The organism is Ochrobactrum sp. MYb379, assembly GCF_037479515.1.
Classification (GTDB): Bacteria; Pseudomonadota; Alphaproteobacteria; order Rhizobiales; family Rhizobiaceae; genus Brucella.
This window is the reverse complement of sequence record NZ_JBBGYW010000001.1, coordinates 337,178-349,048: the sequence shown is the minus strand read 5'-3', so window position 1 is coordinate 349,048 and position 11,871 is coordinate 337,178. Positions and strand designations below refer to the sequence as shown.

The following is an 11,871-nucleotide window of genomic DNA, read 5'->3' as shown; positions in this document are numbered from 1 at the left end:
CTCTCGCTTACTCAGCTGCCTGTTGGAAGCTGCCGGCCGCAAGCGCCGAGCACTCGGCCATGACAGCGGAAGCACGCGCGATTGGGTTCGTCAGATAGAAATCCTTGACCGGCGAAACGAACGCAACGCCGCCAGAAAGGTTAGATGCTTTTGCTGCAAGCGCTGACAGATCGTCTGCGTTTGAAGGTGCAATTGTGTCAATCGCCATCATATGCGGGAAGTCTGCATAGAGCTTAGCGCGAAGCTGCGAAAGGCTGTCAAATGGCAGGCGCTTACCGAGCGTATCGGAAAGAGCGCGCAGAATTGCCCAATCTTCCTTTGCTTCGCCCGGAGCAAAACCAGCACGGTTGCCAAGCTGTACGCGACCTTCGGTGTTGAGCCATGTACCCGATTTTTCGGTATAGGCTGCACCCGGAAGAATAACGTCAGCGGCATGTGCACCGGCGTCGCCGTGTGTGCCTATATAGACAACGAAGCTGGAGCCCTTGTTTGTCATGTCGAGTTCGTCTGCACCAAGCAGGAACACAACATCAAGATTGCCTAACATTTCGCCAGCTGCCTTGCCGCCCTCGCCCGGAACAACGCCGAGATCAAGAGCACCAACGCGGGACGCGGCGGTGTGTAGAACTGAGAAACCATTCCACTCAGCGCTGATCGCGCCAACATCCTGTGCAAGCTTCGCAGCCTGAGCCAAAACAGCTGCGCCGTTTTCACCGGTCAATGCGCCCTGACCAATGATGATCAGCGGACGTTCGGCCTTTGCCAATACGTCGCGGAATGCATTTTTTCCGGAAGCAACGGCTGCCAGAGTATCTGCGCCTGCGCCGAGATATTCGTAATCGTAACGCAGTTCAGCCTGCTCGCCGATCATCGCAATCGGGAAACGGCCAATACGAGTACGCTTGCGAATACGCGCATTCAAAACAGCAGCTTCAACGCGTGGGTTGGAGCCGATGATCAGAAGAGCGTCAGCATTTTCAATGCCTTCGATCGTTGCGTTAAAGAGATAGCTTGAACGTCCAAGAGCCGGATCAAGTGCTGCACCATCCTGGCGGCTATCGATATTCTTCGAGCCGAGCGATGCGATCAGGTTCTTAAGAGCGTAGAGTTCTTCAACAGAAGCCAGATCGCCCGAAACGGCACCGATCTTGTCGGCGGTAGTTGCAGAGACCTTAGCAGCGATTGCTGCGAAAGCTTCTGGCCATGTTGCGGCAACTAGACGACCACCCTTGCGAACATATGGGCGATCAAGGCGCTGCGTGCGCAGGCCATCCCAGATGAAGCGGGTCTTGTCGGAAATCCACTCTTCGTTCACCTGTTCATTAACGCGCGGCATAATGCGCATCACTTCACGGCCACGGGTATCAACGCGGATGTTTGAACCAACAGCATCCATCACGTCGATAGTTTCAGTCTTGTTCAGTTCCCACGGACGCGCCTGGAATTCATATGGACGCGAGGTCAGAGCACCAACCGGGCAAAGATCGATGACGTTGCCCTGCAGTTCCGAGGTCATTGCGCGTTCAAGATAGGTGGTGATTTCAGCATCTTCACCGCGACCAATGAGGCCGAGTTCAGAAATGCCAGCCACTTCGGTCGTGAAACGAACGCAGCGCGTGCAATGAATGCAGCGTGTCATGACCGTCTTGACGAGTGGGCCGATATACTTGTTTTCAACCGCACGCTTGTTTTCGCGATAGCGCGAGCCATCGGTACCAAACGCCATCGCCTGATCCTGCAAATCGCACTCGCCAGCCTGATCGCAAATCGGGCAATCAAGCGGATGGTTGATAAGCAGGAATTCCATCACGCCTTCGCGGGCCTTCTTGACCATCGGCGTGTTGGTGAAAATTTCAGGTGCTTCGCCGTTGGGACCGGGACGCAGGTCGCGAACGCCCATAGCGCAGGATGCGGCCGGCTTTGGCGGTCCACCCTTCACTTCAACAAGGCACATGCGGCAGTTTCCAGCGATGGAAAGCCGTTCGTGGAAACAAAAACGCGGGACTTCAGCCCCCGCGGCTTCGGCAGCCTGAAGGAGCGTATAGTGATCGGGTACTTCGATCTCTGTGCCGTCAACCTTAATATTTGCCATCGCTTATCCAAACCTGCGGCTCTTGCCGCATCTTCCAGATGTCAAACTCACTTGCGGCCCATGGGAGGTGGGCTGCACTCACACAATGCCTAAGCCCTATTCCGCTGCTTCCAGACGGATATTGCGGCTCTGAACGGCGTTGCGTGTGTAATCGTCAATGCGCTTTTCAATTTCCGGACGGAAATTACGGATCAGGCCCTGAATAGGCCATGCAGCAGCATCACCAAGCGCGCAGATCGTATGACCTTCAATCTGCTTGGTAACGTCGAGAAGCATGTCGATTTCGCGCTTCTGCGCGTTACCCTTGACCATGCGTTCCATCACGCGCCACATCCAGCCCGTGCCTTCACGGCAAGGCGTGCACTGTCCGCAGCTTTCATGCTTGAAGAAAGCTGCGAGACGAGCAATTGCCTTAATGACGTCGGTGGACTTGTCCATGACAATCACGCCGCCAGTGCCAAATGAAGATTTCTTCTCGCGCATACCGTCAAAGTCCATGATGGCGTCCATCATGTCTTCGCCCTTGATGATTGGGCAGGAAGCACCGCCAGGAATAACGCCAAGCAGATTGTCCCAGCCACCACGGATACCGCCGCCATGCTTTTCGATCAGCTCGCGGAATGTGATGCCAAGGCTTTCTTCAACAGTACAAGGCGTGTTCACATGACCAGAAATCTGGAACAGCTTGGTGCCGACATTGTTCGGACGACCAATTGACGAGAACCATGCACCGCCACGACGTAAGATTGTCGGAGCAACAGCAATCGATTCAACGTTGTTAACCGTCGTCGGGCAGCCATAAAGACCCATGTTCGCAGGGAAAGGAGGCTTCAGACGTGGCTGACCCTTCTTACCTTCAAGGCTTTCAAGCAGAGCGGTTTCTTCACCACAGATATAAGCGCCAGCGCCGTGATGAAGGAATATATCCATATCCCAGCCGCACTTATTGTTCTTGCCCAGAAGGCCAGCGTCATAGCACTCATCAATCGCTGCCTGAAGCGCTTCACGCTCACGCATGAATTCACCGCGCAGATAGATGTAAGCGGTGTGCGCACTCATAGCACAACCGGCGATCACGCAGCCTTCGATCAGCGTATGCGGATCGTGGCGCAGAATTTCGCGGTCCTTACAGGTGCCCGGCTCGGATTCATCGGCATTCACGACGAGGTAATGCGGACGATCCGTCACTTCCTTCGGCATAAACGACCATTTGAGGCCAGTCGGGAAGCCAGCACCACCACGTCCACGAAGGTTCGAAGCCTTCATTTCATTGATGATCCAGTCACGGCCCTTTTCGACAAAGCCCTTGGTGTTATCCCAATGGCCACGCGACATGGCGCCTTTCAGCGACTGGTCCTTAAAGCCATAGATATTGGTGAAGATGCGATCTTTATCAGCCAGCATGTCTCACCTGCTTCCGTCTTTGGTTGCGGCTTCAGCTTCAGCCTTTGCCTTTGCTTCGGCTTCCGCCTTGGCTTTAGCAACAGCGGCATCCGATGCCTTACGGGTTTCCAGACCAACCTGCTTATAGTCCAGATCTTCAGTCAGAGCCGTCAGTCCGCCCATTGGTTCAGACGTAATACGTCCGTCCTGTGGACCAGTCTTAACAGTATCGCCCTTGCCTGCTTCAAACGTATCGATGATTTCAGCAAGACGTTCTGGCGTAAGGTCTTCATAAGCATCCTTGAAGATCATGACCATCGGCGCATTGACGCAAGCGCCCTGACACTCAACTTCTTCCCACGACAGCGTACCTTCGGCATTCAGCTCGAAAGGATCGTGGTGGATTTTATGACGGCAAACATCCATCAGGGCTTCCGAACCACGCAACATGCATGGCGTGGTGCCGCAAACCTGAATGTGCGCGCGTGTACCAACTGGCTTAAGCTGGAACTGCGTATAGAAAGTCGCAACTTCCAGAACACGGATCAGCGGCATGTCGAGCATGGTTGCTACATGTTCGATAGCGGCTTTTGTGACCCAGCCATCCTGCTCCTGCGCACGCATGAGCAAAGGAATAACAGCCGACTGCTGACGGCCTTCCGGGTATTTTGCGATCGTCTTGTGCGCCCAGCTCTGGTTGTCTGCGTTGAAAGCGAAACCAGCCGGCTGAACGGCATCATCTGCGAGACGGCGAACGGACATCAGCGGTCAACCTCACCAAACACAATATCGAGCGAGCCAAGAATTGCCGAAACGTCAGCCAGCATGTGACCGCGACACAGAAAATCCATGGCCTGAAGATGGGCAAAGCCCGGCGCGCGCAGCTTGCAGCGGTAAGGCTTGTTAGAGCCATCCGATACGAGGAAGACACCAAATTCACCCTTTGGCGCTTCGACTGCTGCGTAAACTTCACCGGCAGGCACGTGATAGCCTTCCGTGTAAAGCTTGAAGTGATGGATGAGCGCTTCCATCGAGCGCTTCATCTCGCCGCGCTTTGGCGGCACAATCTTGTTGTCGGTGTTGGAAACTGGACCAACACGCTCTTTTCCGAGCAAAAGATCAACGCACTGGCGCATAATGCGAGCCGACTGGCGCATTTCTTCCATACGGATCAGGTAACGGTCATAGCAATCACCGTTCTTACCGATTGGAATATCGAATTCCATTTCGTTGTAGCATTCATAAGGCTGCGACTTGCGCAGATCCCATGCTGCACCCGAACCGCGGACCATGACGCCCGAGAAGCCCCATGCCCATGCGTCTTCAAGCGTTACAACACCGATATCGACGTTACGCTGCTTGAAAATACGGTTAGGCGTGATCAAATTGTCGAGGTTTGTCAGCGTCGTGGAAAGAAACGGATCAATCCATTTGCCAATATCTTCAATCAACTGATCTGGCAGGTCCTGATGAACACCACCCGGACGGAAATAGGCTGCGTGCATACGTGCGCCACAAGCGCGTTCGTAGAACACCATCAGCTTTTCGCGTTCCTCAAAGCCCCAGAGCGGCGGCGTCAATGCACCAACGTCCATGGCCTGCGTGGTCACGTTTAGAATATGGTTCAGAATACGACCGATTTCCGAGAAAAGAACACGGATCAGCTGACCACGCTTCGGCACGGTAATGCCAAGCAGACGCTCGACGGCCAGTGCATAGGCGTGTTCCTGATTCATCGGCGCCACGTAGTCGAGGCGGTCGAGATAAGGCAAAGCCTGAAGATAGGTCTTCGTTTCCATCAGCTTTTCGGTGCCGCGATGCAGCAGACCGATATGCGGATCAACGCGTTCCACGACTTCGCCGTCGAGTTCAAGAACAAGACGCAAAACACCGTGCGCAGCAGGATGCTGCGGACCAAAGTTAATATTAAAGTTGCGGACCTGAGTCTCAGCCATGTTTAGCTTCCTGTCGCTCAGTTCGTCTTGGCTTTTTCATCGCCCGGCAGGACGTAATCCGTCCCTTCCCATGGCGAGAGAAAGTCAAAATTGCGGAATTCCTGTCGCAGCATGACAGGCTCATAAATGACGCGCTTGGCTTCATCGCTGTAGCGAACTTCAACGAAACCAGTGGTCGGAAAGTCTTTGCGCAGCGGATGACCTTCAAAACCGTAATCGGTCAAAATGCGACGCAGATCAGGGTGGCCAGAGAACAGAATGCCATACATGTCGTAAGCTTCGCGCTCAAACCACTCAGCGCCTACAAAAACCGACACAGCAGAAGGAACCAGCGTGTCCTCGTCAGCCTGAACCTTCACACGAATGCGCAGGTTCTGGCGTGGTGAGAGGAACTGATAAACAACGTCAAAACGCTTGGCGCGCTGTGGATAATCAACGCCGGAAATATCCGTCAAATTAATGAACTGGCACTGCACGTCATCGCGCAGGAACGTCAGAACATTAATCAGGCTTTCAACCGGAACAGACAGCGTCAGCTCGCCATAGGCCAGCTTCGACTCTTCGATCGCATCGCCGAGACGTTCCTTGATATAGCCGGAAAGTTCACCAAGAGCTTCTTCGCTCATATCTCTAACTTCCTTTTTTAGACCCCGATCCATCCTTGGGAAAACAGATCGATTTCTAACAAACCTTCTTGCACAATTCAGACCGTGAGGTCCGCTTAGCGCTCGATCGTACCTGTGCGGCGGATCTTCTTCTGAAGCATAAGAATGCCATAAAGCAGCGCCTCAGCAGTCGGAGGACAGCCCGGCACATAGATATCGACCGGAACAACACGGTCACAGCCACGCACGACAGAATAAGAGTAGTGGTAATACCCGCCGCCGTTTGCACAGGATCCCATCGAAATGACATAACGTGGTTCCGGCATCTGGTCGTAGACCTTACGCAAAGCCGGAGCCATTTTGTTGGTCAGCGTGCCTGCAACGATCATAACGTCAGACTGACGCGGAGACGCACGCGGTGCGATACCAAAGCGCTCAGCATCATAGCGTGGCATAGAAATGTGCATCATTTCCACAGCGCAACATGCGAGACCAAAGGTCATCCACATCAACGAACCAGTACGCGCCCAGGTAACAAGAGCGTCAGCAGATGTGACGATGAAACCCTTATCCGACAGTTCGCTGTTCAGATCGTTGAAAAACGCGTCATCGGAGCCAACAGGCTTGCCCGTGCGTGGGTCAAGAATGCCTTTTGGCTGCGGAGCAATGAGTGTCGATCCAGACGCTTGATTTGTGCCGGTCAATCCCATTCGAGGGCTCCCTTCTTCCATTCATAGATGAAGCCGATGGTCAGAACACCAAGGAAAAGCATCATCGACAGGAAACCGAACCAACCGATTTCACCAAAGGACACAGCCCATGGGAACAGGAAGGCGACTTCGAGATCGAAGATGATGAAGAGAATCGACACCAGATAGAAACGGATGTCGAATTTCATGCGAGCGTCATCAAAGGCATTGAAGCCACACTCGTAAGCTGAAAGCTTTTCCGGGTCTGGCTGTCTGTACGCGACAAGAAACGGCGCAACCAGAAGGGCTACACCGATTACCATTGCGATGCCGAGAAAGATGACAATCGGCAAATAGGAACTTAAAAGCTCGTCCATGATCCTTAATCCGGCTTGAATAACGAGGCTGCGCCGCCTGTAATAAGCTTTTTAGAGCTTACCACCATGCGACACATTGCATCTCTTGCGACCTCGTCGCCTCAAGCAGCTTCAAGGGCATGCCGTGCGAACCTAAGTAATTGGCCGGACGGTTAGCGCAGCATGCACGCGAGCGCAAGCCCTCCAGCGCGATCAGGCGGGTATAGAGCGTTCAAGTTGCCTCATAAGCACCATCAGCAAGCCCATATATGCTACCCAAATCCGATATAGCACGAAATCATCATAATTTCGTGAGGAAATAGAGACGAACGATCTTTCGCCATTTTATGGCGAATAGAATCAATCGATTTAAAATGATCGATCGAAGTGAAGAACAATTTTGGTTGGCGCTGACAGGAAAACTGGGTCGGCATCACTGATTCATACTTAGCAATCATCGCCGTTCGCTATGTGCCAAAGCCAGCAAACTCTCCAATAAAAACCCGGTTAAACGCACTTTATATACGAGGCGCTATTTGCACATATATATAAAGTGCAAAACTCCCCTACTCCGCCGTTGCGACGGCATGATGCAACAGAGAGAAAAATCTCCTCGCCCCTGCTGCGATTCTTAAAATAAATTAGCGCCAAGACTTCAAGGCGTAGGTTCGCTTGCCTTCTTCAATTCAACCGCAGCTTTTAGGATTGTGCTTCAGACGTCATTGCGTTCTGCGGCGGCGATTGGAATCAAATTCCGGCCGTTCAGGATATCAACGAATATCGGCACAAAACTCTAGGAGGGCGATATGAGCACATATTTGCTCACCAGCGGCGACATTCTGGTCATTCTGGCCGGAATATTCTCTGTGGCGTATCTTTCCTGGAAACGGAAAGCGAAATAGCCCTTTCGTGCACGAGAATTAATGAGACCAGAGCGTGCGTATTCGCATCCACAGCGCCGCTTTAACTCTTCTTCACACATGTCGTTATTCGGAAAAGCAATTCAAACCTTAAACCGCACGTGCATTAAATATGCCCGACCCGCAAAAGCTGCTTGTTATACATCCGGCGACATAATCAATCGTTGTGTATCATGAGGAAATAAATTCGCGAGGTGCGCCATTTTCTTCAGAAATTTAAGATTTGTTTTCTGAATGAAAATGGCGCGAGTGACGGGGCTCGAACCCGCGACCTCCGGCGTGACAGGCCGGCACTCTAACCAACTGAGCTACACCCGCGCATTTCATTTTCAGCCATTTGGCTGGGTAGTCACCGGCGTTTCCGTTCGGTGTGAGCGGTCGTTTAAGGTGTTCTCTCACAAGTGTCAAGCGAGTGATCTGAAGAAAAAAGCAGAATTTTAATTTTATTCTAAAAGAGCCGATTTTACGTGCCTTATATATAGAGGGCCGAATCCGCAGCTCTGCGTATTCAGTCGGAAGGCGTTCAAATTAAACAGAAAAAGGAATCGCATTTTTTGATCTGTGTCATCACCCACCCCATTTCAGGTGCGCACAATTATAGCTTAGAGACGAGTTATCCCCAGCGAGCTCATATTTTTTAGCCGGAGAACTAAAAAAATGCATTTTTCTAATTTTAGCGCTTGCACTATCCAAACGAACAGCCTAAACGGCTCTCACAGCGGCTGACAAGTTAGCCGGGCGATTAGCTCAGTTGGTAGAGCGCTTCGTTTACACCGAAGATGTCGGGAGTTCGAGTCTCTCATCGCCCACCACTTACCCCATTGAAATTATTATAAATTAAAACGTGCAATGTGATGATGTCACTCTGCACTTTTGTTGTTTTCAAGATTGATTGTTTGCCCACCAGCAACCCAGTGGGCATATCTGCACGCCAGTTAAACGCGGATAACATAGTCCTTGCGGGTCGTTTCAATAACTTCCCATGTTCCCCTGAAACCAGGACGAATAACAAAACGGTCGCCAGCAACGATCTCGCGGCTTTCGCCGCCTTCTTCCGTCACAATTGAACGGCCAGACAGAATATAACAATATTCCCATTCATCGTATTCGATACGCCATTTTCCCGGCGTGCTTTCCCATATGCCTGCAAAAAGCTTGCCGTCGGCAGTTTCCTCGAAGTTCCACGTCAGGGATCTCGGATCGCCTGAAAGAACGCGCTCCGGTAAAGGAGCGCTTTCTTCTGGTTCCACACCATTGATCTCAAAGCTAAGAAACTGACTCATCCGATCAAACCTTGGCGAGTGCCTGTTCAATGTCGGCGATAATATCATCGGCATCTTCAATACCGATCGACAGGCGCACAACATCTGGTCCAGCGCCCGCCGCGACCTTCTGCTCATCGGTCAACTGACGATGCGTGGTCGATGCCGGGTGAATTACCAGCGAACGCGTGTCGCCAATATTGGCCAGTAGCGAGAACAGTTCGAGGCTATTGACGAACTTGACGCCAGCTTCATAACCGCTCTTCAGCCCGAAGGTGAAAACAGAACCGGCACCCTTCGGCGAATATTTCTGAGCAAGCGCATGATATTTATCATGCGGCAGACCAGCATAATTAACCCACGAAACTTTTTCATGGCCGTGCAGCCATGTAGCGACCTTCAAGGCATTATCTACATGGCGCTGCATACGCAGCGGCAGCGTTTCAACGCCTGTCAGAATCTGAAACGCGTTGAACGGCGATATAGCCGGTCCAAAATCACGTAGGCCAAGTACACGCGCAGCAATGGCAAAGGAGATATTGCCAAAGGTCTTGTGCAATTCGAGGCCAGCATAATCAGGCCGCGGCTCGGTAAGAAGCGGGTAGTTGCCCGACTTCGCCCAATCAAATGTGCCAGCGTCAACCAGAATACCGCCCATCGAATTGCCGTGACCGCCTATGAATTTGGTCAGCGAGTGCACGACAATATCTGCGCCATGCTCAATCGGGCGCACCAGATAAGGTGATGCCAATGTGTTATCTACAATCAGTGGCAGACCATGCTTATGTGCTATCTCTGCAATGGCTTCGATATCGATAACAATACCGCCGGGATTGGCAAAGCTTTCAATGAAGATTGCACGTGTCTTGCTGTCGATCTGCTTAGCAAAATCGGTTGGGTTGGTTGCGTCTGCCCAGCGAACCTGCCAGCCAAACGATTTAAACGACTGGCCAAACTGGTTGATTGAACCACCGTAAAGCTGGCGTGCAGCAATGAAATTATCGCCTGGTTGCAGAAGCGCATGAAATACCAGCAACTGCGCGGCATGGCCCGAAGCCGTGGCTACTGCTGCGGTGCCGCCTTCGAGTGCAGCAATACGCTCTTCCAATACGGCAGTGGTCGGATTCGTAATGCGCGTATAAATATTGCCAAAAGCCTGCAAGCCAAACAAAGACGCTGCATGGTCGGCATCATCGAACACAAAAGACGTGGTCTGATAGATTGGCGTGGCACGCGCACCCGTCGTTGGGTCGGGCTTTGCGCCCGCGTGAATTGCCAAAGTTTCGATACCGGGTGAGCGCTTAGACATGAATTCCTCCTAACAGCCTATGCCAAATGATATGAGCGGACGTTAGGCTTTGGCTGCCAGAAAGCAAAGGAGGATTTTGCGCGATAACCTCAAATCGCAGAAATTAATTCTACAATTTTAACTCAACCAATGAGGCGTGGATATTCGATAGCCGGACAGCGATCCATGATAACCTTGAGCCCTTCGTTTCGGGCTGTTTGGGCAGCTTCCGCATGGATGACATCGAGCTGCGTCCACAAAACTGCTGGTCGTTTCTTCAGAGCCCGAATTTCGTCAACAATGCCCGGAAGCGCATCCGAAGCGCGGAACACGTCAACCATATCAATCGGTTCAACGATATCACCAAGTTGGCCTACAACTTGTTGCCCGTGGATGGTCTTTCCCACCTGCCCCGGATTAACCGGGATCACATGATAGCCTCGATCAAGCAAAAACTTCATCACGCCATTGCTGGGGCGCTCCAGCTTTGGCGAAGCACCGAGCAGCGCAATCGTTTTGACTGTACGAAGAATATCGCGAATCTCATTATCCGATGACATTTGCATATCGTTCCTCCATAGGCGGCGTTGCGGCATTTGATGTAAGCATACAGCAAGACGGGCTTGCAAGGTCGGCCTCACTCACCCTATTCCTTGTTATAAGGGAGAGAGCATGAATATCAGCGCCGCACACCACACGAGCCTAAGTCCAGTCATGAGCCTTGAAGACTTGCAAGCCTTCATGAAGCGTGAGTTTCCGCAGCTTGGTGAAAGCTTCGAGATCATCTCTCTTGATAAAGGATCAGCGACGATGCATCTGCATGCAGATGATAAGCATCTGCGTCCCGGTGGTACGGTTTCCGGCCCTTCGCTCTTTGCGCTTGCAGATGTGGCTGCCTATGCAGCAATTCTCGCCCATATCGGGCCGGTTGCGCTGGCCGTGACCACCAACCTTAACATCAATTTTCTTCGCAAGGCCGATCCCGGCACAGTGGAAGCGGTTGCAAGAATGCTGAAGCTTGGAAAGCGTCTCGCGGTAATGGAAATAAGCATGATAAGCTGTGAAACAGATGAGCTTATTGCTCATGCGACCGCAACTTATTCTATTCCACCACGCTAAAAAATACGGTATTATAATACCTATAATCTAAGTTATTGTTTTTATTAAGTTTTTAAAAGATTGAACTAAAAACAGTGCTTGACGGCTTGTCTTAGTTTGTGTATCGACCCGGCCAGACCATATGAAAGCTCGCTTTCGTGTGATCTCACGGTCGGCTGTCTTCAAGACAGGCAGAACCAAACAAGCAACAAGAAAAGCCCGG

11 protein-coding genes and 2 tRNA genes are annotated in these 11,871 nt (G+C 51.9%); 2 read left to right on the top strand and 11 right to left on the bottom strand.

Annotated features, from left to right (window positions below):
* Window positions 1–7: 7 nt before the first annotated feature.
* The 8 genes from nuoG to WH356_RS01740 form a co-directional block, all read right to left on the bottom strand.
* Window positions 8–2,092, bottom strand: a complete 2,085-nt coding sequence (nuoG, locus tag WH356_RS01775) for an NADH-quinone oxidoreductase subunit NuoG (protein ID WP_339508389.1) — start codon at window positions 2,090–2,092, stop codon at window positions 8–10.
* Between the two features lie 96 nt (window positions 2,093–2,188).
* Window positions 2,189–3,496, bottom strand: coding sequence for an NADH-quinone oxidoreductase subunit NuoF (gene nuoF / locus WH356_RS01770; RefSeq protein WP_339508387.1), 1,308 nt, complete (start codon window positions 3,494–3,496; stop codon window positions 2,189–2,191).
* A gap of 3 nt (window positions 3,497–3,499) precedes the next feature.
* Window positions 3,500–4,237, bottom strand: coding sequence for an NADH-quinone oxidoreductase subunit NuoE (gene nuoE / locus WH356_RS01765; protein ID WP_339508385.1), 738 nt, complete (start codon window positions 4,235–4,237; stop codon window positions 3,500–3,502).
* Entirely contained in the window at window positions 4,237–5,430 is a 1,194-nt protein-coding gene (locus WH356_RS01760; protein WP_094506959.1) for an NADH-quinone oxidoreductase subunit D, read from the bottom strand. The genes nuoE and WH356_RS01760 overlap by 1 nt, the downstream gene beginning before the upstream one ends.
* 17 nt (window positions 5,431–5,447) lie before the next feature.
* Entirely contained in the window at window positions 5,448–6,056 is a 609-nt protein-coding gene (locus WH356_RS01755; RefSeq protein ID WP_339508383.1) for an NADH-quinone oxidoreductase subunit C, read from the bottom strand.
* Window positions 6,057–6,151: 95 nt separating this feature from the next.
* Window positions 6,152–6,745 carry a NuoB/complex I 20 kDa subunit family protein gene (locus WH356_RS01750; protein WP_094506958.1) on the bottom strand — a complete coding sequence of 198 codons (594 nt, stop codon included), beginning with the start codon at window positions 6,743–6,745 and terminating at the stop codon, window positions 6,152–6,154.
* Window positions 6,736–7,101, bottom strand: a complete 366-nt coding sequence (locus tag WH356_RS01745; RefSeq protein ID WP_250039644.1) for an NADH-quinone oxidoreductase subunit A — start codon at window positions 7,099–7,101, stop codon at window positions 6,736–6,738. The genes WH356_RS01750 and WH356_RS01745 overlap by 10 nt, the downstream gene beginning before the upstream one ends.
* A 1,140-nt stretch (window positions 7,102–8,241) precedes the next feature.
* Window positions 8,242–8,318: transfer RNA gene (locus WH356_RS01740), tRNA-Asp, on the bottom strand.
* A 418-nt stretch (window positions 8,319–8,736) separates the two neighbouring features.
* Between WH356_RS01740 and WH356_RS01735 the strand changes: the two genes are divergently transcribed.
* Window positions 8,737–8,812 (top strand) — tRNA-Val (locus WH356_RS01735).
* Window positions 8,813–8,935: 123 nt separating this feature from the next.
* Here WH356_RS01735 and WH356_RS01730 read toward each other — a convergent pair.
* The 3 genes from WH356_RS01730 to WH356_RS01720 all read right to left on the bottom strand — a co-directional run bounded on the left by WH356_RS01730 (window position 8,936) and on the right by WH356_RS01720 (window position 11,116).
* Window positions 8,936–9,283 carry a cupin domain-containing protein gene (locus WH356_RS01730; RefSeq protein ID WP_339508380.1) on the bottom strand — a complete coding sequence of 116 codons (348 nt, stop codon included), beginning with the start codon at window positions 9,281–9,283 and terminating at the stop codon, window positions 8,936–8,938.
* 4 nt (window positions 9,284–9,287) lie between these two features.
* Entirely contained in the window at window positions 9,288–10,571 is a 1,284-nt protein-coding gene (locus WH356_RS01725) for an O-acetylhomoserine aminocarboxypropyltransferase (protein ID WP_339508378.1), read from the bottom strand.
* 122 nt (window positions 10,572–10,693) lie between these two features.
* Entirely contained in the window at window positions 10,694–11,116 is a 423-nt protein-coding gene (locus tag WH356_RS01720; RefSeq protein WP_339508377.1) for a CoA-binding protein, read from the bottom strand.
* Window positions 11,117–11,222: 106 nt separating this feature from the next.
* Between WH356_RS01720 and WH356_RS01715 the strand changes: the two genes are divergently transcribed.
* The gene (locus tag WH356_RS01715; protein WP_339508376.1) at window positions 11,223–11,669 is read left to right on the top strand and encodes a PaaI family thioesterase; all 447 of its coding nucleotides are present in this window, start codon (window positions 11,223–11,225) and stop codon (window positions 11,667–11,669) included.
* Window positions 11,670–11,871 lie beyond the last annotated feature (202 nt).